Raw genomic sequence first — 23,346 nt, forward strand, 5'->3', positions numbered from 1 at the left:
AAGATGAGATTTCCCATCACTTCGAGTGAGTAAGATCCCTCAGAGACGATGAGGTAGATAGGTCCGAGGTGGAAGCATGGTGACATGTGGAGCTGACGGATACTAATCGATCGAGGACTTAACTTTATCTAAAATGAACGCAAGTTCATCAATGCGAATTTTCTTCTTATCTAGTTTTGAAGGTGCTTTTTTCAAAAAAAACACTTGAAATATTCACAAAAACGTGTATAATATTTCTTGTCACTAATTTTGAAAGCTGTCCGGTGATGACGGCGGAGAGGTCACACCTGTTCCCATTCCGAACACAGAAGTTAAGCTCTCCAGCGCCGATGGTAGTTGGGGTTCTTCCCCTGCGAGAGTAGGACGTTGCCGGGCAGAGCTTCAAAGCTCACTTGGAACAGTTTAAAATATTCCACCGTAGCTCAGTGGTAGAGCAATCGGCTGTTAACCGATTGGTCGCAGGTTCGAATCCTGCCGGTGGAGCCATTAATGGAGAGCTGTCCGAGTGGCCGAAGGAGCACGATTGGAAATCGTGTAGACCGCTACCGTGGTCTCGAGGGTTCGAATCCCTCGCTCTCCGCCATTTTTTAAACAAAATGGCCCGTTGGTCAAGTGGTTAAGACACCGCCCTTTCACGGCGGTAACACGGGTTCGAATCCCGTACGGGTCACCATTAATAAATCGGAGGATTAGCTCAGCTGGGAGAGCACCTGCCTTACAAGCAGGGGGTCGGTGGTTCGAGCCCGCCATCCTCCACCATTACAAACTTTATATGACTACTATTTTAAAAGAATAGTTAGCAAAATCGCGGGGTGGAGCAGTCTGGCAGCTCGTCGGGCTCATAACCCGAAGGTCGTAGGTTCAAATCCTACCCCCGCAACCAATGGTCCGGTAGTTCAGTTGGTTAGAATGCCTGCCTGTCACGCAGGAGGTCGCGGGTTCGAGTCCCGTCCGGACCGCCATTTCTTTTAAAAAATAGTACATAGGCTCGGTAGCTCAGTCGGTAGAGCAACGGACTGAAAATCCGTGTGTCGGCGGTTCGATTCCGTCCCGAGCCACCATTTATTTTATAGGCCGGCCTAGCTCAATTGGTAGAGCAACTGACTTGTAATCAGTAGGTTGGGGGTTCAAGTCCTCTGGCCGGCACCAGTAGTTTTCATAGTGGAGGGGTAGCGAAGTGGCTAAACGCGGCGGACTGTAAATCCGCTCCCTCAGGGTTCGGGAGTTCGAATCTCTCCCCCTCCACCATCATATAATTAAGTAACGTAGGGGTATAGTTTAATGGTAAAACGAAGGTCTCCAAAACCTTTGATGTGGGTTCGATTCCTACTACCCCTGCCATTTTTATCATTATGGCGGTTGTGGCGAAGTGGTTAACGCACCGGATTGTGGCTCCGGCATTCGTGGGTTCGATTCCCATCAATCGCCCTCTGCTTTTTTCGTGTTTATTGGGCCATAGCCAAGCGGTAAGGCAACGGGTTTTGGTCCCGTGATGCGCTGGTTCGAATCCAGCTGGCCCAGCCATCAATATGCGGAAGTAGTTCAGTGGTAGAACACCACCTTGCCAAGGTGGGGGTCGCGGGTTCGAATCCCGTCTTCCGCTTTCAGAGATCAGGGCGGCATAGCCAAGTGGTAAGGCAGAGGTCTGCAAAACCTTTATCACCGGTTCGAATCCGGTTGCCGCCTCCATTTTTATGCCGGTGTGGCGGAATTGGCAGACGCGCACGACTCAAAATCGTGTTCCTTCTGGAGTGTCGGTTCGACCCCGACCACCGGTACTTACATATTATATTCGATACGATAAGTGATTTTTAGAAACTCATGAATGTTGTTATATCAACGTTTGTGAGTTTTTTGTATTTTAGCGTTGCGTTTAAATAAGATAGGATACGATTTTTATTTACACAAAATTTTACACATTGAATTACTTTTTTACACAAGATTTTACACAACTAAATGTAGTCTTCAATTAAACAAACCATAAAGCGAATGTACGAAAGTCAAGTTTTTTACGGTGATGACAGTACATATATAAGAGAAAAAAAGCTCATCAAGTGATAAACTCTTGATAAGCTTTGCACAAATCTCTTGGCCTTCATTAACCTTTGTTATACATATCTTTAAACGTTTTTATAGCCACTTTTTTGTCCTCTTCTCGCCCTTCCTTAAGAAGGTGAATATACTTTCTGTAAGTGGTTTCAATATCAAGATGCCCAAGTCGCTCACTTACATACTGTAAAGTTGCCCCTTTATGTAACAGTACACTTCCGTGCGTGTGTCTTAGTCCATGAACAGAGATTAAAGGTCTAATTTGATTTTCTAGTAATAACTTCTTTAATAACTTGTTTGCATGGTTGTTCGTTAGGACATTATACTTGGATTTTTCATTATAAAATACCAAGTGATATACGTTATCTGGAATGGTTTTAAACAATTCTTTAAACACATTCATTAAATCTTTCGTTACATCAATGATCCTATCTGAATTTGTACTTCTATGGCGACTACCTTTTGTGAGTCCAAATCCTTTACTCATTCTATTGGAGTAACCCCATACTTTATCCACATTAATAGTATTATTCTCAAAGTCAAAGTCGTCAAATGTGAGTCCAACTAGTTCTTCGAAGCGCATACCAGTTTCTAAACCTAGTAATAGAAGATAATAACCTAAATCATTAGTGCTAAGCTTACTTAGCAATGCTGTGAATAACAATTCACTATCATGGAAATTCAAGTGTTTTTCTTCTTTCTTTTTCGGATGAACAGTGTAATATAGTTCGGCTTTTCTTGTGAAATCCCGTGGTATGATCTGTTCGTCTTTTGCATCTTGTACACAAGCACGAATATGTCCATGCAACTTGCTTACGGTTTCCTTCGACTTATCTTCTCCAAACCAGTTTATAAATTCTTGGTAATCAGCTGCGGAAATCTCTTGCAGAGGCTTACTACCGAAATGTTCTTTTATCCGTTCAGAAGTGTATTTATAATGTCTTAACGTTGCTTCACTTGAATTTTTCTTATATAACTGAACCCAGTTATCAAAATAACTATCAATTGGAACCGGTGTTAAATGAGGAACTACACCTTTAAATAGATTAGCTTCCATTTCAGCAGCTGCAGCTATAGCTTCTCCTTTTGTTCTAAACCCACCTTTTCTAATTGGTTTTTCTTTGCCACGGCTAATTGTAAATTGCCAGCTATTTCTCCCTCTCTGTTGAAAGCTTGCCATTGTTTATCACCTCTTCGATATATTTAATGAGATTTTATCCATTGAAAGACATTGAGTAAAATTCTCATTAGCTATTTTTTTAGCAAGTAAACATTTCTTCAGTCTGAAAAAATTTCTGGAAAATGCTCATCTAAAAACTTTGCCATTCTGGAAGCTTGAAATGACCACTTATCCCCCCTTGTTTGTGGGTACCTTACAAATCCCCCATTGTTAACGTCAAGGATCTTTCTAAACCTGGAAGGATAAAGAATTTTAGCTTTAATCCATTCTTGTTTACGATTAATTCGCTTTTCAAGGTCTTGCATTGTCCAACAAGTACCCTGAAGTTGTTGCTTCTGCAATTCTTCAAATTCTACTTTTGAAATAAGTACGGAATCTGAAGGAATAGGGATAGTTAAATTAACTGATAATTGTTGCATATGCCTTCTCCTTCCCTGTATGCCCTTTACAATTAGCGTTTTTAATACTGGATGAGTATCATGAGGAATAAACAATAAAAAAAGCACTCACCGAAAGGAAACTATCTTAAAATGAACAGAATTCACCTAAGACAGTTTCACAGCCGGGAGTGCTTCTCCTTCAAACTGTAAAGAACGTACGTTTGTATTTAATTTATACATACATAATAAAATATGCTTTACAACAAGTCAATTATTTTTTTAAAAAAATTAAAATTTTTCTGCAACTGTAATCCATTATAATAGCTCTGTCTTATGTTATGACTCACTTCTTAATATATTATTTAGTTCCTATATAATTCTTTTCTAGTAGTTTTACATACTATAACAAATATAGTTCCACTATCCAAGAGATCCTTCTGGATCCACTAATTCCAAAACAAGATATTCTTGAACTTTTATGAATTCATGTGTATATCCACATATAATGTCATATTTTTCATTATATATAACCCCACCATCTCCTAAAATACTATCTACTTTATATATGTTCCCTGATTCTAGACAGTAAATATGTTCACCTGGTTCGGCTGGTCTGTATAATAAATAAAAATACATCGTCATTATTTCTCACCTCCTAATTAACTTAACCATAAATGTCGTCAAGAAGAGGTAAGTGTTTAATATTTTTTTGTACCAAATAAACCAACTGCTTTTTACATAATTTTATAAAATAAAGATGCACCTAAAATAGTATTTAAAATAATACATCTAAGTAAAAGCTTTTTTTAAAATAAAATATTGAGAATTTCACGAATAATAAAAGGATAATTATTATTCATTTATTATCAATCATTTTGTTCGTTACAACAGTCAATGCAGCTTAGGTGTACCAACGATTTCAGTCTTTTTTTGTTGGATATTTTAATGAGCCTATTTTTTGTTGCTAATTAGTGCCTTATAACACTTTTTTTCCCTCTAGCTAGTATAAATAAGTCATTAATTTGTTTCTAATTAGATCTATTACACTTATTAAATGGTCTATTTTAAATGGTCTAAATTAGACTATATCACTACACATATTGAAAAGTGTATTTAATAAACTTAAATATATTGTAAATATGTACTCGATATATTATCTATTATTAGAACTGAGAGGTAGACGTAGACTACTGAAAGACCCGCTCCTTTGTTTCAATAAGTAATTATTTCAGTCATTTCTTCAATTCTAAACATTATCCAATGTAAGATTAATGAAGTTAATCATTTGAATTAGAATAATTATAGATCCATAGTTGGCATTTCTGACATACCTAAATAAGATATGTTAAGCACATTATAAAAAAACATTTTAGTAATTATATTGTCGGGTACTTTACAATTATAAGGTTCAATATCGGAATTATTTGCTATAGCTTTTGTACCAATATCTTCGCAGTATTGTTCTATAAGATCTAATGTTACAGTAGAATCTAATAATAGCGCTTTACTAATAGACATGGAAATAATATGAAAAATTTGAGAAACAGAGAAATGATTTAAGAGATAAGTATATACTTGCTTTATTTTTTTTTTGCGAACAAACATTAAGTTAAATTCTCTAAGTTGTATAGAAGTATGTTCGAATAGTATTTCCAATCCAATTTTCTTCCACATCCGGTAACAGAAGTTTTTATCGGCTAGAAATTCATCTGAATTTGGATAAATTAAACGCATAACTAAGTTTTCAAAGTTTCCATCAAATGGTATTATATTTACTTGAAATAAAACATTTCTCTTTTGAAATGAAATTGAATCTTCTTCATTAAGATAAAAGTATTGGGCTGGTGTATCTTGGTCAGGTACTATAAAGTAATTTTGTATTAGATAATCCTCAATCTCCTCCAACAACTCTACAGTAGGTGTTGGTTTAGAATCTTTAAGCCAAAGAGAATAAGAGTCCAGTAAAATGTTATCTGTTTCATCTTGATAGGTTTTAATCAAAAGGCCAAGATAAAGCTTGGCCTTTAAATCAAGTTTTTCCTCATAGTTTTCTTTAAACTTCTGCGAGAAAAATTTTAACTTTAAGTCTTCTTTATGTTTGATTGCTTTTTCTTCTTCTCTCTTTTTTTTGCAAAAATTGCAACTGCAGTAGTAAGGATCTTCTACATGGTTACATATGTTACATGGACTTTTATTAGGTATATCTTGTAGCTCTTTAGATCTTGACTGAAGTTCAATTTCTTTCATTTCATTACAGACTTTGCACTTACCTAAATTCACTTTAGGAAAAGCTTTATAAAATTGCCTAGAAGAAACAGAAATCTGATATTCCTCTATCAAAGATGCAACACTTTCGCCTTGATAATATTTATTAATTAAATCGAGAATCTCTTGCTTTTCTAAATGATTCAAGCATTTATTAACCGTAGAAAACACTAGTTGCTCTATGTTTAATTCCTGCAAGAATATCCCCCCAAAAGTAGTTTAATACACTAGTAACCAATACCAATTATAAGTAATCTATAGAACGATAAGTTTTAGGCGGTTGCATTCCTTCCTTTATATGTATAACTATATATTTAGGGTGTTTATTCTCAAATATTTGACTTACCCTTTCGATGTCGTCGGTGTAACTACATGTCAAGGCGTTTTTAAAATCTCCGCTTTCCTTGTTCCATACAAGCATCCAATAATGTTTTGTATTCAAATTTCTCACTCCAATATCAGTTTTCTCCGATGATTATATTAAGTTTTTTTAACGTTGTCTAGCTTCCAAAAACTAGTAGTCTAATTTCGACTATTGAAAAAAAATTAATTATAAAATATAATATTATATTTTTGATTCTGTTATTAGCCTCTTTCTTATTCTATACATATTCGCCATAAACACCGACACAATAGGATTCTTGAGTTAAGGAAATTTAGTATAAACATAAAAACGCACTTATTAAATCTTTTTTATAAAATTTTTTTTAGCTCGTTTCTGAAGCGTCTATGATTGGTTTGGAAGGTATTAAAACAAAACAGGATAACTATAAGCTTAAAAAAATACAATGCTATTAAAGTTTACGTAAAGGCTTCCACGTCTCTCTAATTGCGTTTGATTTCAAGGCTATTAAAAACTATTACTTTCGAAATTAAATGATTTAATGTCATATATTGTTAAGGAATGTAATTGTAGCAAAATGTGTAAAGTTTGAAGAAGAAAGATAATTGCTGCGTAGTATAGAAATAATATGAAGTGATTTTTACACCCGCTCCTTCTGTTAAACAATTGTAGAGGAAGTCAAGCTGCTTATGGGATAAATACTTGTGGAAGAAATAGTAATTTGAGATAATTTATATATTACAAATTTAGGAGTATAATATAAATTCCAAAGATACTGTCTTTTGGTAGTGGGGGACTCAATCGTGAGTAAGACTCTTTTCAAGAAAGTTGATTATAGTTTATCTAAATTAATTCATGACATTGACCATGGAGACATAGGTTTACCAGAATTACAAAGGCCATTTGTATGGTCTGGTAGAGATGTGAGAAATTTATTTGATTCAATGTACAAGGGATTTCCAGTTGGTTATTTCTTATTTTGGTCAAATGAGCATTTAGCAAATACGAAACAGATTGGAACTGAAAGTAAACAAGCTAAGGTACCTAGACTCTTAATAGTTGATGGACAACAACGCTTAACTTCCCTCTACGCAGTATTGAAAGGGAAGGCAGTTCTGACTGAAGACTATAAAGAAAAACAACTACAAATAGCATTTCGACCGCGAGATGGTCAATTTGAAGTAGCAGATGCTGCAATTAAAAGAGACCCTGAGTTTATTCCAGATATTTCTGTAGTATGGAAGGACGGAACTTCTACTTATAAACTAATCCGAGATTTTCTAAAAAACTTAAGTTCATCCAAAGAAATATCTAATGAAGAAGAGGAAACAATTAGTGATTCAATAGACCAACTTTATAAATTAGAAGACTATCCTTTTACCGCAATGGAAATATCTTCAACAGTGGATGAAGAGCAGGTTTCTGATATATTTGTAAGAATTAATAGTAAAGGAAAAAAATTGAATCAAGCAGATTTTATTCTAACATTATTATCTGTTTTTTGGGATGAAGGTCGTAAGCAGTTAGAAGATTTCTGTAAAAAAGCCCGTATACCTGCTAGTAGTGACCAAGAAATTACCCCATATAACAACTTTATTATGCCAGATCCAGACCATCTATTAAGAGTATCAATAGGGTTAGGGTTTAAACGTGCACGTCTAAAAAATGTGTATTCCGTATTAAGAGGTAAGGATATGGAAACAGGAAAATTCTCAGAGGAACGTCGAGATGAACAATTCGATGTTCTTAAGAAAGCACAAAGTTATACCACAGATCTTCAAAACTGGCATGAGTTTATGAAGGTATTAGTTAAGGCAGGGTTTAGAAGTAGAAAAATGGTAAGCTCTGAAACCACACTCTTATACGCATATGCCATGTTTTTAATTGGGAAGGTAGATTTTAAAGTTGATCCATATACTCTTCGAAATTTGATTGCGAGATACTATTTTATGTTGGTAGTAACGGGACGATATACGAATTCTCCCGAAACAGTTATGGAGAGGGACTTGGCAAGGTTGCGCGGTTTAGCTAATCAAAAAGAGTTTATAAGAACAATTGAAAAGCTTATTAATGATTCCCTGACAAATGATTTTTGGCAAATCACTTTAGTTAATAATTTAGAAACATCATCAGCTCAAAGTCCTGCGTTATTTGCTTACTATGCTTCATTAAATCTATTAGAAGCTAAAGTTCTGTTTTCTAAAATGAAAGTTTCGGAGTTAATTGATCCAATTCTAAAGGGTACGCGTAATCCAATTGAAAGGCACCATCTGTTTCCAAAAGATTATTTGAAAAGCATTGGGATAACAGAAACAAGAAGGATTAATCAAGTGGCTAATTTTGCATTGGTTGAATGGGGAGACAATAACGATATCTCAAACCAATCACCAAAAGAATATTATCCTGAATATTTATCTAGATATTCTAATGAGGAATTAAGGCCAATGACTGAATGGCATGCACTCCCTGATGGCTGGGAAAGTATGGACTATAATGAATTTCTAGAAGAAAGAAGAAAGTTAATGGCTAGTGTAATTAAAAAAGGATTTTACAGCTTATGTGTCAATTAAGATTCAATATATAACGTAAAAAGGTAGTTCCAATGTATAAGGAACTACCTTTTTATTTTATAGAGAGAGTTACTTGAACTAATATGACTTGAGGAGCTCGTTGTTATTATGAATATACACATATCCATTCAGAAGTATTTCTGTACAACATTTTATAATTAGTTTAATAATTAATAACAAGAAATTAAGTTCTTTAGCGGCAAAAGATTATGGAAATTGCTCTTAATAACTAATAAGCACCCAAAACAGAATTCCCATTGCTATTCAATTTCGATTCGAGACTCATCTTCTACCTCAATAGTTGCACCTAAGTTTAGGTAATCTGATGCCTCCTCTTCGAGATTATACAGTTCAGCTTCTTTTCTGGAATAACCACCAGCTTCCACTAACCAGAGAGGTAGTGAGTAGGTATCACTACCAACTTTATAATTATAAACTGAGCCACCTCGTGATATTTCTAAAAAATACTCAGATACTTCAAAATTAATATAGACAAATTCTTCTTCTGATTTGTAATTAATACTAAACCTACAGTCAACTCCTTTTGTTATTTCTGGAAGTCTTTCTATTGCATATAATCCGTTACCTAATCCAATTATTTGCGTTGCTGTTAAAGTAGAAGAATGTTTCAACATTTTATGAATTATATTCTTTACACTGTTAATAACATAAAAATCCTCGTCATCAAAAGTGAATCCAACAACAGAATCAAAATGCAGAGATTCATATACTTCCAATGCTTCTTCTTCGTCTTCAAGTGGAACTTGTAAGTTAATTCCAGCCCCCATTTCATGATCTGTCCATTTTGTTCTCCAGGTAATATGGGGAGCTTCTGTCCTCAAATATTCTAAGATTTTATCAACTTTTTCTGCATCAGTCGTGTTAAAGCTATCAATTGTTTCCCAGTGCATACGTCTCCCTCTCTAAAATCTTTAAACTAATAAAACAACTATTTTATTTATAATGAAATTATTATTCCATAATAATGGGATGTTTTTTTCTATACTTATCTTTACCAAAGGTATATAACTTTATTTAAGATTTTTTGAAAATCTCATGAAGTAGTAAATTTGATTGAAATTTCCAACCTATTTAAATGTAAAAGAATGCGAAATTACTAACTGAATAATTAAGTATAATTTTAGAGGAGAACAAAACATTTTAAGGGTAGGATCCAATTCATTTTGAGTAATTAGGTTGGAGAATTTTAATTTCAAGAAGAAAATGATGACATTATCAATTTAATTATTCAAAAAGGTAAGCTCCAACAATATAAAGCCTTAAGTTGTTAAAAGGTAAAAATAGGAGTAGACGGAAAACTATAAGAAATTCCAATTTATGATAAAATGAAATTGATGAAATAAAGTAATATTAAAGTGCTATGTAAAGGAGCAATATCCAATCATAAATGACTAGGTATATACACAGCTATTTAATGAGTAAATATGCCATAAATAGCTCCAGTTAATGCATTAAAACGTTTTATAATTGGTAATTGAGCTGATGAGCCTTTGATGTGTATGTAAAATAATCTTAACATGCCACACATTATATAAAAGAGAAAAAACAGAGGATAATTACACAATATGGTTTTTGCTTGGATAGAAAGGGGAGTTTATTTTGGCATATCAGTCCGAAGCACAACTTGAAAAGAATATGATTCACCAACTTGTTCGACAGCAATATGAACAGATTACGATTAAGGATGAAGATGCACTAATTCAAAATTTCAGGGATCAATTAAATAGATTTAATCAAAAGAAATTAGAAGGTCAGCCATTGACGGATGAAGAATTCAGTCGGTTCTTAACTCAACTAAGTGGTAAAAGTATATTTGAAACAGCCAAGCTACTAAGAGATAAACAAGTGTTTCAACGAAATGATGGTACGGAGATTTATCTGGAGCTTTTTAATACGCGTGATTGGTGTAAAAATATTTTTCAAGTAACAAATCAAACAACAATGGAAGGTAAGTATAAGAATCGCTATGACGTGACGATCTTGATTAATGGGTTACCAGTCGTACAGGTTGAATTGAAGCGCAGAGGTTTAGATTTCAAAGAGGCATTTAATCAGATTCAACGTTATCGTAAGCACTCGTTTAAGGGGTTATTTAGGTTTCTACAGATATTTGTTGTAAGTAATGGAGTGGATACGAAGTATTTTGCGAACTCTGATGCTGACATTTTATTTGGCCATACTTTTTATTGGTCAGATACGGAGAACAACCGTATAACAAATTTGAGTGACTTTACAGAGAGCTTTTTAGAGAAGTGTCATATAGCAAAGATGATAGCTCGTTTTATGGTCCTAAACGAAACCGAAAAGAATTTAATGGTCATGAGACCTTACCAAGTGTTTGCTGTAGAAGCATTGATTAAGCGAGCTTTAGATTCCAGGAATAACGGTTACATTTGGCATACGACCGGTTCGGGAAAAACACTTACCTCTTTTAAAGCCAGTCAAATCCTTGCCAATCAACCAGATATAACAAAAGTATTTTTCTTAGTAGACCGTAAAGATTTAGACTCTCAGACAATGGAGGAGTTTAATAAGTTTGAGCCGGATTCGGTTGATGAAACAGATAAGACGGATAATTTAGTAAATCAAATCTCAGATATGACAAAGCCTCTTATTTTAACAACGATTCAAAAGATGGCGAATGCCGTAAAGAATAAGAAATATGAGAAAATTATGGATCAATATCAAGACAAACGTGTCATCTTTATCATTGATGAGTGTCATCGTAGTCAGTTCGGTGAAATGCATAAGGAAATTTCTAAACACTTTAAACAGGCTCAGTATTTCGGCTTTACGGGTACACCTCGCTTTGAAGTGAATAAGAGTCAAGATGGACGAGTGACAGCTGATTTATTTGAAAAGTGTTTACACACATATTTGATTAAAGATGCGATTCATGACGGAAATGTATTAGGGTTTTCGGTAGAGTATATTAAAACAGTCAATATTGACATTGATGAAGAAGATAAAACACGCGTACAAGGGATAAATACAGATGAAGTTTGGCTAGATGAGGAACGGTTAGAACTTGTCGCTAAAAATATCGTTGATACGCATGAAAGAAGAGCAAAGAGTAAGGGATATACCGGTATATTTACGGTTCAGAGTATTCCAATGCTTATTAAGTATTACGATATATTCAAAAAATTAGATCACAACTTAAGGATTGCAGGTATTTTTACGTTTGATCCTAATGAAGATAGTGAAAACCGTGAAGAACATTCACGAGATGCTTTAGAGCGCATGATGAAGGATTACAATAAAATGTTTGGTAAGAACTTTTCAACGGACAAGTTCCCTAGTTACTTTAAAGATGTGTCTAAAGGAGTTAAAACGGCTCAAATTGATATTCTTCTTGTCGTTGATATGTTTTTAACGGGCTTTGATAGCAAAAAGCTCAATACACTTTACGTGGATCGAAACCTGAAATACCATACATTAGTTCAGGCGTATTCACGAACAAATCGAGTAGATAAAGCAACGAAGCCATATGGAAATGTTGTTTGCTATCGTAATTTAAAAGAAAATACGGACGATGCTATACGTTTATATTCGCAGACAGATACGGTTGATGACGTATTGATGAAAAGTTATGAAGATTATCTAGTGCAGTTTAAAGCAGCACTTACGAAGGTACAGGAGCTTGCTGATTCTCCTGAATCTGTTGATGACCTGGAAAGAGAAGAAGATAAACATAAGTTTATTGTTAGTTTCCGTGAATTAACGAAAAACCTAGTGAAGCTTCAGACCTTTACAGATTTTGAGTTTGATCCAGACATACTAGGAATTGGAGAACAAACCTACCAGGATTTTAAAAGTAAGTATCTTCGCATTTATGACGAAACGAAGAATAGTGATACAAAAGAATCCATTTTAGCTAACGTAGACTTCTCTATTGAGTTGATGCACACAGACCGTATCAATGTTAGCTACATTATGAATCTAATCCGTAATATTAACTTTGATGATGAAGAAGAACGCGAAAAGACGGTTGATTTGATCGAGAAAGAATTAGATCGCGCGGATAATGAAGAACTTCGCTTGAAGGTTGATTTGATTAAAAATTTCTTACACAAAGTCGTTCCTACGATGTCGAACCAGGATTCTGTAGATGATGCATATAACGAATTTGAACAACAAGAGCGTTTAAAGGAAATTAAGGCTTTTGCTAGTGAGTTTGACATTCCACAGGAGCAACTTCAGTCATTTATTGAAGAATACGAGTACAGTGGTGTTATTGATAATCAAGAAATCAGCGATACCATTAAGCTACCTTTTTTAAAGAAAAAGAAGCTGTTACAACGAATCATAACTTATATTTTTGAACATACAAAACGTTATACATGATTGTTATTTTTAAAAATAGCAGAAAAGAACTTGCTTTTCCTGCTATTTTTTATTATGCTTAAATCACCAAGTAATTAATGCTATTTTTAAAAATAGCAAGAATAGAGGTGTGAGGGTTGTTATTAGAATCATGCGCTACAGTATCTCAAGGAGCCATCCTATCCAGAATTAAAGGTAATCCTGTAGCTGATTCCATCAAACTATCGTTATATACTATGAAAGAGATGAATGAAAGTTTAGGTATTGAATATCACGGTAGTACTGAAAAACTTCAGGAAGTGTATGTTTCAAAAGAAAAACTAAAAGAATTACCTATTTCGAAGGATGGTATGGTTCTTATCAATTTAACGGGACATCAAGCAGTTTCGGTACGGACTGAACATGCTGGACGTTTAATTCCCTCTAATTTTGCCATTATTGAACCACGTAGTCAGCTAGAACCTATCTACTTGCAATGGTTTTTTAATAAGCACCCTGAGTGTTTGCGGCAATTAAGAATTGCTACACAGGGGACGATAGTGGCAGCTCTATCCATTAAGATGCTGAGAGAGTTAAAAATAGAGCTACCGACAACTGAAAAACAGCAAACCATTGGGAATATGAATAGAATCTTGGATCGAAAAAAGCGTTTAGTCAATGAAAGATTGCAGTTAGAAGAACAACTATTAAAACAACTTTCAATTAATTATCTCAAGGAGGAAGTTAAATGACATTAACAGAAAAGCAGCGTCAACAACAAGCTGAGTTACATAAGAAATTATGGAACATGGCGAATGACTTACGAGGGCAAATGGAAGCTTATGAATTCAAAAATTATATTCTAGGTTTGATTTTCTACCGTTATTTATCGGAAAAAACAGAGTTTCGGGTCGCTAAGTTATTGGAAGAAGATAATATTTCTTATGAAGAGGCGTGGAAAGATGAAGAATATCGAGAAGCATTATCAGAAGAGCTAATTCAACAAATCGGTTATGTTATCGAACCTGAATATCTATTCTCAAATATGATTAAAGAGATTGGGAAAGGGGACCAGGGTAAGTTTGATACGGAAATGCTGCAAAATGCAGTAAATGCTATTACGGAATCAACTTTCGGGGCTGACAGCCAAGAAGATTTTCAAAACTTGTTTGATGACATGGACTTAGCATCTTCAAAATTAGGTCGTGATGTAAAGTCGCGTTCGAGGCTTATTGCAAAGATTATGGCTAGTATCAATGATATTCCATTCCTTCATGATGACGTAGACATTGATGTACTAGGTGATGCATACGAGTATATGATCTCACAGTTTGCTGCAAGTGCTGGGAAAAAAGCTGGAGAATTCTATACACCTCAACAAGTTTCAAGAATTCTTGCTAAAATTGTAACTGTAGGTAAGTCAGATATAAAAAGTGTGTATGATCCAACGTGTGGTTCAGGTTCATTACTTTTACGTGTTGCAAAAGAAGCAAATGTCCGTAAATTTTATGGGCAAGAATTAACGGCAACAACTTATAATTTGGCTCGAATGAATATGTTGCTTCATGATGTATCTTATCAGAATTTTGATATCAAAAATGATAATACATTAACAACACCACATCATGTAGATATGCGATTCGAAGCAGTTGTTGCAAACCCACCGTACAGTTCTAAGTGGAGTGGTGATGCTAAGTTTTTAGATGATGAGCGTTTTAGTGCATATGGAAAGTTAGCGCCGAAATCTAAAGCGGACTATGCATTTATTCAGCATATGATACACCAATTAGATGATAATGGAACAATGGCGGTTGTTTTACCTCATGGTGTTTTATTTAGAGGTGCTGCAGAAGCAGTAATAAGAAAGTACCTTATTGAAGAGAAAAACTATTTAGATGCCGTAATTGGACTCCCAGCGAATGTATTCTTCGGAACATCTATTCCAACGTGTATCTTAGTATTTAAAAAGTGTCGGGAATCAGACGATACTGTATTATTTATTGATTCTTCTAATGAGTTTGAAAAAGGGAAGAATCAAAACTATTTGCGTGATGAAGATGTTGAGAAGATAGTTAATACCTATATTAAACGTGAAACAATTGATAAGTATTCTTATGCTGCAACAATAAAAGAAATTAGAGAAAATGATTATAACCTTAATATTCCTCGGTATGTAGATACATTTGAAGAAGAGGAACCGATTAATATTGTAGCTGCGCAAAGTCGTTTAAAAGAAATTGATCAAGAAATAAAACTTATTGATGAAGAATTGAAAAAATATTTGATTGAATTGGAGGTGTAATAAGTTTGAATCCACAACAGGTTAACCCGAAATTAAGATTTGGTGGACATACTAAGGATTGGAAAAGAAGCTCTTTAGGTGAATTATGTAAAGTTAATCAAGGTTTACAAATACCTATTTCAGAAAGGTTCTTAGAACCTGGTGAACAAAGACATTTTTATATCACCAATGAGTTTTTAAAGAAAGGAAGTACAAGAAGTTATTATATTATGTCTCCAAACAAAAGCGTTTTATGTGATGAAGATGACGTTCTGATGACTAGAACTGGTAATACAGGAATAGTAGTAACTGGTGTGAGAGGGGCTTTTCATAATAATTTCTTTAAAATTAAATTTAATAGAGAGTTATTAGATAAAGACTATTTGGTTTTGTTCTTGAGAAGCCCAAGAACAAAACATAAAATTCTAACATATGCGGGGCAATCAACTATCCCTGACTTAAATCATAAGGACTTTTATTCTTTAGAAATTCAATATCCAACTTTAGAAGAACAAAAGAAGATATCATCATTTTTCTTACTTCTTAACCAAAAGGTAGAAAAACAAGAAGAAAAAGTTGAGCAGTTAGAATTGTTCAAAAAAGGTATGATGCAGAAAATCTTTTCGCAGGAGATTCGGTTTAAAGATGAAAACGGAAAGGAATTTCCTAAATGGATTAATACTACTGTTGAGAAGATAGCAAGACTTGAAAAAGGATTTACCCCCCGAACTAACGACTCAAGTTTATGGGATGGAGATATTCCGTGGCTCTCGATAGCTGGATTAAACCAAGGTAAATATATAGATACAGCCAGCAAGTGGATTACTAAAAAAGCTATAAATGATAAGAATCCTGTCCCAAAAGGAACATTAATTATGAGCTTTAAATTAACATTAGGAAGGCTTGGAATAATTAAAGAAGAAATGTACACTAACGAAGCTATCTGTCATTTTTATTGGAAAAATAATAATATAGATACTGAATATGTATATTATTACTTATCATCTATAGACATTCAAAGTTTTGGTTCAAGAGCAGCAAAAGGTATAACTTTAAATAATGAAAGTTTAAATTCTATAGTAATAAAGTTACCTGATTATAGAGAGCAACAAAAAATTGCGTCTTTCTTTTCGAAGGTTGATTTAAAAATTGAAAAAGAAAAGGATAAATTAGAGCACTTAAAAAAGGTGCAAAAGGGTTTTTTTCAGCAAATGTTCATCTAATAGAAAACGGCCATGCTAAAAGAGCATTGGCCGTTTTGTGCCAATTTGTTTAAAGTCCTATTCCCGATGCTGCATTATCTTCAAACAAATTCGCTTTTTTGATATATCGCTGCAACGAATCACTTCGCTTATGTCTCGTTTGTTTCATGATTTGATGTTCTGCCTTTCCAGCTCTCGCAGCTTGAGAACAAAAGCCACTCCGCAAACTATGCGCCCCATATCGTTTTGGATCTAATCCAACTTCCTCACAACACTTTTTCACAATCAAACGGACCGATTGTGCCGTTAAGCCCCCCATCACATTCTCGTGACGATCAATCCGTCGAAACACTGGTCCTTCCGTAATGCCAGCTGCAGAAATCCAATCTTCGAAACTACGAACAGGACAAGTCAATGGATTTGATCCAAATGGGAGTGCAACATCATGACCTTCTCCCTTCTGATCCGTTTTACTTTGATTTAAATGGATAATCAATCCATCTCGTGTTTTAGAAATATCTTCGATATGTAAGCCAACCAGTTCACTTCTACGTAATGCACCGGCCCAACCGATAACTAATAAAGCGCGATTTCGGACCCCGATGAGCTTACCATGTGGTAATTCTTTAATGACCTGGCGTAGCTCATATAACCAAATTGCTTCTCTGCCTTCTTCTTTAATACCAATCTTACGCTGTAGTCCCTCCCATACACCTCGCACTAATGGCGTTTTGGTCGGACTTTTGTAACCAGCAGTTTCATGACGTTGAGAGACTGTCGCCATTTTTCGCTTGATCGTGGATGCCTTTTTCGTTTTGCCTAACATAGTTATGTAATACACCAATGTGTCCGGTTCTGCTGGAAGGGAAGCAAACGCGTGAGAGGCACACCATTCTTCAAATTGTTTCCAATCGGAACCATAGGCGCGTTTTGTATTACTAGATTTCGAGTTTGCTAGATATTCACGAGCTTCATGTTGAAGTTCTTGTACTTCGGTAGAAACCTCATTGGAATCTTGCGGTTGTAACCAGGATAGATTGTTCATGTTTTTTCTTCCTCCTCTTCCCCTATAAATGTATACCGATGAAATAATAAAGATTTCATGTTACTACATTAGTTTACCATTTTTATCCTGATTCTAAGTAACGATAAGATGGTTTATCGATAGTTAGCTAGAAAATACTAGCCATGTATACTATATTCTATCAATTTAGATATTAACTGTAAAAAAATGGTGAACAACCTGAAACCTGTTACATGAGGGAATGAATATCTTCCTTATGAATTGGTTTTGTACTAAACGGTACATTGATTTCACAAGCTAAGATATATGACATTAATAAAGATAATTTTTTAAAAATTTTTCGCTTATAGTCGCCGGCGATTAAATATTGAAATAAAATGTTAGTAGGTTAATCAATACAGTATCTATCAAATAACTAATTATGATTACATCAACAGTATTGATAGGAATCCAATTAAAACATAGGAGGTAAAGTATTATGAATATGAAAGTATCCTAACAGTCAGTTTCCTGTATTGTAGATTTCTATAAGTTATCGTTAATCTTTTGTATGGATTTTTCCACTCGTAGAACTTCAGTCCAGAATACATTGAGATTAAAACGAGATTTCCACAGTTTGAAGTTAAAAACAGTATAGAAAATGGAGTGATGTAAGATGACAAATTTAAATGTAGTTAGTGAAGGAAAAAACAAGAAATATATTGTTTCATACACGGTAGAGGAAGGATCAGCTGAAGGTAAGTTAATTCAATCAGTGTTCAGTAGTTTTGAAGAGGCAGTAGAATATATGGAAATAACTCGAAAAGGTGGGAGTTTACTATTCGCTAATATTTAAGAAAAGCATTCTATAAAAGAGTAATTATTATTACTCTTAATAGCACATACCATTAAAATAAGGAAGGCAATTGGATAGATTCCAATGCCTTCTTGCACACTTTTCTAATACATTTTCTTTTACTTCTTTCTCATAAGCTTGATAGAATCCTCCATTGGTTGATAAAATCTTAAATTAAATTAAAGGTGTTTTGGTATTTTTGGGTTAATGGTTTATTTTGATGGAAATTGTAAGGGCAGATTATCAGGCCTAATAAGGAACATATACTAGACCGTTTATTTGAATGACATATTTCACACTAAATAAATACTATTAATTAAAATAAGATACATTACTTCTGACAGGTCTCTTTAATAAATTTGCTATACTCTATTAAAAATATATGGGAGGGTAAAGAATGAAAAATGATAAAGTTATACCTTTGAAAAAGGAAGCATGCAAGGTTGAAATGACAAATGGGCGAGATGTGTTGAAAGAACTGTATAAGGTTGAAAAAGAGATCACAATAATTTTAGAGGATAAATAGAAAGCGATATCAATAATATCTTAAGCTGACTTTGAGCTTATAGATTATATAGCTCATTCAACGAACTCATATAAATAAAGCATTTGCTTTAAAAAACGATATATCGATTAGGCATCTTTTTGAACAGTACACCTTTGTAGTACAATTATTTTACAATCCTTATTTGAAATCTTAATTAATATGGATGGGGTGGTGAAATGGAAAGTTCTATTTATTTAATAAGAGGTGTTAACCAAAAGGTAGTCCCAGCTCTTTGTTTAAAAGATTCAAATGATTATTTTATATTTGCACAATTGAGACAAGCAAATCAGGAAGATATTTTTAATACCCAGGATACAAAAACAATGGAAAAGTTTAATCGTGGTAAACCTGATAGAGAACAAATTAAGATACGTAAAAAGTATGAGGTAGATACAATATATATAGGTCAGCCAGAGGGTTTAAATTCAAAATCGGTAGTAATGGTTAAGAAACTTCACAAAGTTAGTAAATCCCAACTAATAAAGAAAATAGCAGAAGTTGATTATGATTTTGTTCTTAAGTGTAAAGAATTAATAAAGCAAGTTAAAGAGATTGCTAGATTACAAAAAGAATTACAACAACTTAAAAGGAAATTACAACTTGCAACTATAAATAACGAAAAATATTCGCATTATGAAAAACGCATAGGTGAAGTATTAAAAGCTATAGGATATAAAAGTGGCAAAAAAAGAAAGAATAAACCATACGAAAATCTTAGAGAAGTACCAAATAAAGGATATATTAAAATATATTACGGCGGTCGGTAGTTCATTGTTAGAGCATAGTACTTACTACATACAGGAAAGAAAGGAAGATAATTATGCCAGTGTACCACAAATTAGTACGTGACCTTATTCCACAATTAATAGAGAAAAATGGAAAAAAATTTTCAACCAGAATACTTGATGATAATGAATATATAACTGCTTTAAAAGCTAAGCTTGAAGAGGAAATAGAGGAGTATTTAAATGCGGAAAATAATCAAGATAGTTTAGAAGAATTAGCGGATGTTTTGGAATTAATTTATGCGTTAGCTAAAACTCATGGGGAATCATTTGAGAAAATAGAGGAGATACGTCGGCAAAAAGCAGAGAAGAGGGGTGGGTTTAACGAAAAGGTCTATTTAATAGAGGTAGAAGATAATCAATAGTAAAAATTATGAGGATACTTCTATTTTAAAAATAAAGGCGTTAGAATGGGATTTATCCTAACGCCTTTTCATGTTAAAAACCTACATCATGAATATATCTAGGTTTCCACTCTGGACTTTTAAATGATGCAGCAAATTTAAAGATAGATCTTAAGAAATTCAATCTAGATGTTGATGTAGCACCTGTTTTCATAATTAAAGTTTCTTTCAAGGGATGGTTACTATCAATAAAATATTCATTTCGTTTGTGCAAGCGGAATAACAACTTTTCATTTGGAAGTCTAGCAAATTTACCGTTTTCTTCTCCTCTATTACAGTCTTGACAAGATAAGACGAGGTTCCAAACTCCATTTAAATCTAAGTCCTTATTAGAGTTATATTGAACACTTAATGGAATGAAATGATCTACATCACAAGTGTTGGACCTACTGCTCTCAATAGAAATGGCATCAAAACAATAGAAACATTTTCCTTTTTGATAACCGTTTAAGGGTTTCCTCACAGGGGTCATTGATACTCGATTGTGGGAATTTAGGTACTTTTCAGGAGTAACAGGACGTAAACTGAATAGCTCTTCTTTATCTATGTCAAATTTAACTTCTAATTTAGGGTTTCTTTCATGCCATGCGGTTTCTACTAAATTCCATCTACCTTCGACTTCTTCATACATGTTTTCGAAATCTCTACTTTGTCCCAATTTAAATAAATCGTCTGTCAGGATTATACCTTTTTTATAACCTTGCACAGATTTTTTGAAGAAAGACTTTTCAAGTTCACCTGCTGGGATGTTATGAAATGCATCTATTACATTATTGAAACCCAGTTTTTCTGTAACATCAAGTAACTGTTCCCATGCAATCTGATTTGACTCATAAAGCTGGCACGCTTGTATAAAACGAGAACTCGAGCTCGTAATTTGTCTTTTACCACTACGAACGTGTTCTAACATATGGTTCACATATATAGGGGAAAGATCTTCGAGAGATATAAACTCTTTACTTGATTTACTAAGTTGTAACAATGATTTAGCTAATGCGAATTTGTAAGTAGCTACATTTCTCCCGAATAAAAAAACTGATCGAAATTGACTTTCTTCGGATAAATCATCTATTAAGTATTGATACAAAACCAATCTTCCCTTCGAAAATCTATTTTTATATTATTATTATAACGGATAAAAATAGACATAATAAAATAAATTATAAACCGTACACTTTCAAGAACAATTAGAATGATTTCGCTTTTCCAGTTGTATAGCAGGATTATTATTAAACAATAAACAAAAAAGCACAATTCTGTAAGATTGTCACCCATCTTACAATTGCAATTAATAAGAAATATACGGCTCCTTTGTGTCTTACATTTTAGTTATTCTGGTTCCTATTAGGTAGCTAGACTTCCTAAATAATCACTTATGGAGAATAATATACGGGATTAAACTCCATGTAAAAACATATGTTATCGAATAACTTCTAAAGTTGGTTTTCCACCGAACTATGTATGGGATATCATACACTAAGGAAACTTAATAGTATTATAAGTTATTAATGCCTTGATAATGTTTTCGCTTATAGTCGCCAGTGGATTACATATGAAATAGAATGTTAGTAAAGTGAAAGTTATTTTCTCATTTGAGCACCTATAAAAGAAGAAATGAGCAAATTAACAGCACTGATAGGGTTGCAAATAAAGAAATTAGGGGGTAACGTTTTATGAATGTGAAAAAACTTATTAAAGAATTTAAAGAAGATTTAAGATCTTTAAAAGAGGGCGAACATTACGGTGTCGAGTATGATGATTTTCTTGTTACTTTAGGAGATAATGGCATCTATTATGTAGGTGTAATTGATAAAGATCAGTGCATTTCGAATTGTGAAAGTGAAGATGAATGTATGTGTGCTAGAAAGTATCCTAACAGTTTTTCATTTTTTTCAATTGATGAAGTTGCGAATTTTATTGTTTTAAATTATTTTGATGGACAAGTTGCATATCAAAATATAAGTGATCTGAAATAATGTGGAAACAAAAAGCATTGGATAAATTTCCAATGCTTTTTCCTTTTATTATTTCTTAATGGTGATAATAACTTTGCCTAAACAACATCTCAAAGTGTTTATAAAGGGATACTACTACTGACTTAAGACAATTCAATACCAGCTCCTACCGAATTAGGAAGTAAAGTGGATATCTTTATCCATTTAATGCCGAGATTTAGAGTGATTTTAGCTACGCAGTAGACAAATACTGCGCAACAAAGAAGTTTTATTGTTGGATTAGAGGTTACTTAAATGGAAAAAAATGATAAAAGTTATTTGTTAGTATTCACATATTGTGATAAAGAGTGGCTATTCTTTATTAAGTTTGTTAAAAAATGGTATAATTTAAGCGTTAAAGTTCTATAAGTGTTCGACTAAGTAAGGGGAGATTGGATGGAATTTAAAAATTATGATTATAAGGAACGAAAAAAGAAGGTAGAAGAAATTCTTGATAACACTGATAAAGTAGAGGAAGTTGATAAGTTTCCAACAGAAGATAATTTTACATACACAAATGGTTATAAAGCTTGGGCAGGGGCGATATTTGTTGATTTAAGGGATTCAACAACTTTATTTACTGATAGTGATGAAGTTAATATCTCTAAAGTAATTCGTGGATTTACATCGGAAATAATAGAAATTTTGAGGAAAGATACTGACAATCAAATGAAAGAAATTGGTATTAGGGGAGATTGCGTTTTTGCAGTATATTCTTCACCTAAAAAAGTAGATCTCTATGATATTGCAAATAGATCATTCTATATTAATACTTATATGAAAATGTTAAATGAATTATTAGAAGATAGAGGACTCCCAAGAATAAAAGCAGGAATAGGCATGTCAGCAAATAAGACCTTAGCTGTCAAGGCCGGAAGGAAGTCATCTGGAATTAACAATTTAGTTTGGATTGGTGAATCTGTCGCTCGTGCTGCCAAACTTTCCGATTTGGGTAATAAGGATGGGATTTCACCTTTGGTTATGTCTAATATTTTTTATAATAATTATATAGAAGAGCAGAAAAAGAGAAACTCAAATTCAGAATCATGGTGGACGAGACAGAATGATGATGATTATGGAACATATTATCATGGTAATGTTATTAAAATTGATTTTGATCAATGGATTAAAAATGGCATGAAAGATTAACTACTGTGATAT

18 protein-coding genes, 15 tRNA genes and 2 rRNA genes are annotated in these 23,346 nt (G+C 33.6%); 28 read left to right on the plus strand and 7 right to left on the minus strand.

Features of this window, described 5'->3' with window-relative positions; translation table 11 throughout:
- The 17 genes from NLW78_RS00005 to NLW78_RS00085 all read left to right on the plus strand — a co-directional run.
- A 23S ribosomal RNA gene (locus NLW78_RS00005) occupies positions 1 to 126 on the plus strand; the annotation flags it as partial.
- Positions 127 to 259: 133 nt separating this feature from the next.
- Positions 260 to 375 (plus strand): 5S ribosomal RNA (gene rrf, locus NLW78_RS00010).
- A 36-nt stretch (positions 376 to 411) separates the two neighbouring features.
- Positions 412 to 486 (plus strand) — tRNA-Asn (locus NLW78_RS00015).
- A 5-nt stretch (positions 487 to 491) separates the two neighbouring features.
- Positions 492 to 583, plus strand: a tRNA-Ser gene (locus NLW78_RS00020).
- Between the two features lie 15 nt (positions 584 to 598).
- Positions 599 to 673 (plus strand) — tRNA-Glu (locus NLW78_RS00025).
- A gap of 10 nt (positions 674 to 683) precedes the next feature.
- A tRNA-Val gene (locus NLW78_RS00030) sits at positions 684 to 759 on the plus strand.
- A gap of 47 nt (positions 760 to 806) precedes the next feature.
- Positions 807 to 883, plus strand: a tRNA-Met gene (locus tag NLW78_RS00035).
- A 2-nt stretch (positions 884 to 885) separates the two neighbouring features.
- Positions 886 to 962: transfer RNA gene (locus tag NLW78_RS00040), tRNA-Asp, on the plus strand.
- A gap of 23 nt (positions 963 to 985) precedes the next feature.
- Positions 986 to 1,061 (plus strand) — tRNA-Phe (locus tag NLW78_RS00045).
- Positions 1,062 to 1,073: 12 nt separating this feature from the next.
- A tRNA-Thr gene (locus NLW78_RS00050) sits at positions 1,074 to 1,149 on the plus strand.
- Positions 1,150 to 1,163: 14 nt separating this feature from the next.
- Positions 1,164 to 1,248: transfer RNA gene (locus NLW78_RS00055), tRNA-Tyr, on the plus strand.
- Positions 1,249 to 1,267: 19 nt separating this feature from the next.
- Positions 1,268 to 1,341 (plus strand) — tRNA-Trp (locus NLW78_RS00060).
- Positions 1,342 to 1,355: 14 nt separating this feature from the next.
- Positions 1,356 to 1,428, plus strand: a tRNA-His gene (locus tag NLW78_RS00065).
- A gap of 21 nt (positions 1,429 to 1,449) precedes the next feature.
- Positions 1,450 to 1,524 (plus strand) — tRNA-Gln (locus NLW78_RS00070).
- Between the two features lie 7 nt (positions 1,525 to 1,531).
- Positions 1,532 to 1,603, plus strand: a tRNA-Gly gene (locus NLW78_RS00075).
- Between the two features lie 12 nt (positions 1,604 to 1,615).
- Positions 1,616 to 1,689 (plus strand) — tRNA-Cys (locus tag NLW78_RS00080).
- Between the two features lie 7 nt (positions 1,690 to 1,696).
- Positions 1,697 to 1,778, plus strand: a tRNA-Leu gene (locus NLW78_RS00085).
- Positions 1,779 to 2,098: 320 nt separating this feature from the next.
- Here the strand turns inward: NLW78_RS00085 and NLW78_RS00090 are convergent.
- The 4 genes from NLW78_RS00090 to NLW78_RS00105 form a co-directional block, all read right to left on the minus strand.
- The gene (locus NLW78_RS00090; protein ID WP_254494236.1) at positions 2,099 to 3,229 is read right to left on the minus strand and encodes a tyrosine-type recombinase/integrase; all 1,131 of its coding nucleotides are present in this window, start codon (positions 3,227 to 3,229) and stop codon (positions 2,099 to 2,101) included.
- 98 nt (positions 3,230 to 3,327) lie between these two features.
- Positions 3,328 to 3,648, minus strand: coding sequence for a DUF771 domain-containing protein (locus NLW78_RS00095; RefSeq protein WP_254494237.1), 321 nt, complete (start codon positions 3,646 to 3,648; stop codon positions 3,328 to 3,330).
- A gap of 381 nt (positions 3,649 to 4,029) precedes the next feature.
- Positions 4,030 to 4,251, minus strand: a complete 222-nt coding sequence (locus tag NLW78_RS00100; protein ID WP_254494238.1) for a hypothetical protein — start codon at positions 4,249 to 4,251, stop codon at positions 4,030 to 4,032.
- A gap of 657 nt (positions 4,252 to 4,908) precedes the next feature.
- On the minus strand, positions 4,909 to 6,072 hold the full coding sequence (locus NLW78_RS00105; protein ID WP_254494239.1) for a hypothetical protein: 1,164 nt from the start codon (positions 6,070 to 6,072) through the stop codon (positions 4,909 to 4,911).
- Positions 6,073 to 7,020: 948 nt separating this feature from the next.
- Here NLW78_RS00105 and NLW78_RS00110 point away from each other — a divergent pair.
- On the plus strand, positions 7,021 to 8,787 hold the full coding sequence (locus NLW78_RS00110; protein ID WP_254494240.1) for a GmrSD restriction endonuclease domain-containing protein: 1,767 nt from the start codon (positions 7,021 to 7,023) through the stop codon (positions 8,785 to 8,787).
- Positions 8,788 to 9,047: 260 nt separating this feature from the next.
- Here NLW78_RS00110 and NLW78_RS00115 read toward each other — a convergent pair whose 3' ends face one another.
- Positions 9,048 to 9,698 carry a hypothetical protein gene (locus tag NLW78_RS00115; RefSeq protein ID WP_254494241.1) on the minus strand — a complete coding sequence of 217 codons (651 nt, stop codon included), beginning with the start codon at positions 9,696 to 9,698 and terminating at the stop codon, positions 9,048 to 9,050.
- Positions 9,699 to 10,407: 709 nt separating this feature from the next.
- Between NLW78_RS00115 and NLW78_RS00120 the strand changes: the two genes are divergently transcribed.
- The 4 genes from NLW78_RS00120 (at position 10,408) to NLW78_RS00135 (ending at position 16,617) form a co-directional block, all read left to right on the plus strand.
- Positions 10,408 to 13,155, plus strand: a complete 2,748-nt coding sequence (locus NLW78_RS00120; RefSeq protein WP_254494242.1) for a type I restriction endonuclease subunit R — start codon at positions 10,408 to 10,410, stop codon at positions 13,153 to 13,155.
- A gap of 116 nt (positions 13,156 to 13,271) precedes the next feature.
- Complete coding sequence (locus tag NLW78_RS00125; protein WP_254494243.1) at positions 13,272 to 13,865, plus strand: restriction endonuclease subunit S domain-containing protein; 594 nt, start codon at positions 13,272 to 13,274, stop codon at positions 13,863 to 13,865.
- On the plus strand, positions 13,862 to 15,415 hold the full coding sequence (locus tag NLW78_RS00130; protein ID WP_254494244.1) for a type I restriction-modification system subunit M: 1,554 nt from the start codon (positions 13,862 to 13,864) through the stop codon (positions 15,413 to 15,415). Before NLW78_RS00125 ends, NLW78_RS00130 begins: the two co-directional genes overlap by 4 nt.
- A gap of 5 nt (positions 15,416 to 15,420) precedes the next feature.
- On the plus strand, positions 15,421 to 16,617 hold the full coding sequence (locus tag NLW78_RS00135; protein ID WP_254494245.1) for a restriction endonuclease subunit S: 1,197 nt from the start codon (positions 15,421 to 15,423) through the stop codon (positions 16,615 to 16,617).
- Positions 16,618 to 16,666: 49 nt separating this feature from the next.
- Here the strand turns inward: NLW78_RS00135 and NLW78_RS00140 are convergent, their stop codons facing one another.
- On the minus strand, positions 16,667 to 17,641 hold the full coding sequence (locus NLW78_RS00140; RefSeq protein ID WP_254494246.1) for a site-specific integrase: 975 nt from the start codon (positions 17,639 to 17,641) through the stop codon (positions 16,667 to 16,669).
- A gap of 634 nt (positions 17,642 to 18,275) precedes the next feature.
- On the opposite strand from NLW78_RS00140, the gene NLW78_RS00145 reads away from it, so the two are divergent.
- From NLW78_RS00145 to NLW78_RS00155, 4 genes are all read left to right on the plus strand, one after another.
- Positions 18,276 to 18,455: a hypothetical protein gene (locus NLW78_RS00145; RefSeq protein ID WP_254494247.1), complete on the plus strand. Its 180-nt coding sequence runs from the start codon at positions 18,276 to 18,278 to the stop codon at positions 18,453 to 18,455.
- 397 nt (positions 18,456 to 18,852) lie between these two features.
- The gene (locus NLW78_RS15510) at positions 18,853 to 18,981 is read left to right on the plus strand and encodes a hypothetical protein (protein ID WP_302328391.1); all 129 of its coding nucleotides are present in this window, start codon (positions 18,853 to 18,855) and stop codon (positions 18,979 to 18,981) included.
- A 197-nt stretch (positions 18,982 to 19,178) separates the two neighbouring features.
- Positions 19,179 to 19,769: a hypothetical protein gene (locus NLW78_RS00150; RefSeq protein WP_254494248.1), complete on the plus strand. Its 591-nt coding sequence runs from the start codon at positions 19,179 to 19,181 to the stop codon at positions 19,767 to 19,769.
- A 53-nt stretch (positions 19,770 to 19,822) separates the two neighbouring features.
- Entirely contained in the window at positions 19,823 to 20,152 is a 330-nt protein-coding gene (locus NLW78_RS00155; protein ID WP_254494249.1) for a nucleoside triphosphate pyrophosphohydrolase, read from the plus strand.
- Between the two features lie 73 nt (positions 20,153 to 20,225).
- Here NLW78_RS00155 and NLW78_RS00160 read toward each other — a convergent pair whose 3' ends face one another.
- Positions 20,226 to 21,278, minus strand: a complete 1,053-nt coding sequence (locus NLW78_RS00160) for an HNH endonuclease family protein (protein ID WP_254494250.1) — start codon at positions 21,276 to 21,278, stop codon at positions 20,226 to 20,228.
- A 586-nt stretch (positions 21,279 to 21,864) separates the two neighbouring features.
- On the opposite strand from NLW78_RS00160, the gene NLW78_RS00165 reads away from it, so the two are divergent.
- Positions 21,865 to 22,167, plus strand: a complete 303-nt coding sequence (locus tag NLW78_RS00165) for a hypothetical protein (RefSeq protein WP_254494251.1) — start codon at positions 21,865 to 21,867, stop codon at positions 22,165 to 22,167.
- A 414-nt stretch (positions 22,168 to 22,581) separates the two neighbouring features.
- Positions 22,582 to 23,334 (plus strand): adenylate cyclase, encoded by a 753-nt coding sequence (locus tag NLW78_RS00170; RefSeq protein WP_254494252.1) that lies wholly within the window; start codon positions 22,582 to 22,584, stop codon positions 23,332 to 23,334.
- Positions 23,335 to 23,346: the final 12 nt, after the last annotated feature.

Source organism: Salirhabdus salicampi (genome assembly GCF_024259515.1).
Lineage (GTDB): Bacteria > Bacillota > Bacilli > Bacillales > Alkalibacillaceae > Salirhabdus_A > Salirhabdus_A salicampi.

What these genes read in the sequence shown, in the direction of transcription:
- NLW78_RS00090 (WP_254494236.1), bottom strand. Translation starts at nt 3,229, where the DNA reads ATGGCAAGCTTTCAACAGAGAGGGAGAAATAGCTGGCAATTTACAATT.
- NLW78_RS00095 (WP_254494237.1), bottom strand. Translation starts at nt 3,648, where the DNA reads ATGCAACAATTATCAGTTAATTTAACTATCCCTATTCCTTCAGATTCC.
- NLW78_RS00100 (WP_254494238.1), bottom strand. Translation starts at nt 4,251, where the DNA reads ATGACGATGTATTTTTATTTATTATACAGACCAGCCGAACCAGGTGAA.
- NLW78_RS00115 (WP_254494241.1), bottom strand. Translation starts at nt 9,698, where the DNA reads ATGCACTGGGAAACAATTGATAGCTTTAACACGACTGATGCAGAAAAA.
- NLW78_RS00130 (WP_254494244.1), top strand. Translation starts at nt 13,862, where the DNA reads ATGACATTAACAGAAAAGCAGCGTCAACAACAAGCTGAGTTACATAAG.
- NLW78_RS00140 (WP_254494246.1), bottom strand. Translation starts at nt 17,641, where the DNA reads ATGAACAATCTATCCTGGTTACAACCGCAAGATTCCAATGAGGTTTCT.
- NLW78_RS00145 (WP_254494247.1), top strand. Translation starts at nt 18,276, where the DNA reads ATGACAAATTTAAATGTAGTTAGTGAAGGAAAAAACAAGAAATATATT.
- NLW78_RS15510 (WP_302328391.1), top strand. Translation starts at nt 18,853, where the DNA reads ATGAAAAATGATAAAGTTATACCTTTGAAAAAGGAAGCATGCAAGGTT.
- NLW78_RS00150 (WP_254494248.1), top strand. Translation starts at nt 19,179, where the DNA reads ATGGAAAGTTCTATTTATTTAATAAGAGGTGTTAACCAAAAGGTAGTC.
- NLW78_RS00155 (WP_254494249.1), top strand. Translation starts at nt 19,823, where the DNA reads ATGCCAGTGTACCACAAATTAGTACGTGACCTTATTCCACAATTAATA.
- NLW78_RS00165 (WP_254494251.1), top strand. Translation starts at nt 21,865, where the DNA reads ATGAATGTGAAAAAACTTATTAAAGAATTTAAAGAAGATTTAAGATCT.
- NLW78_RS00170 (WP_254494252.1), top strand. Translation starts at nt 22,582, where the DNA reads ATGGAATTTAAAAATTATGATTATAAGGAACGAAAAAAGAAGGTAGAA.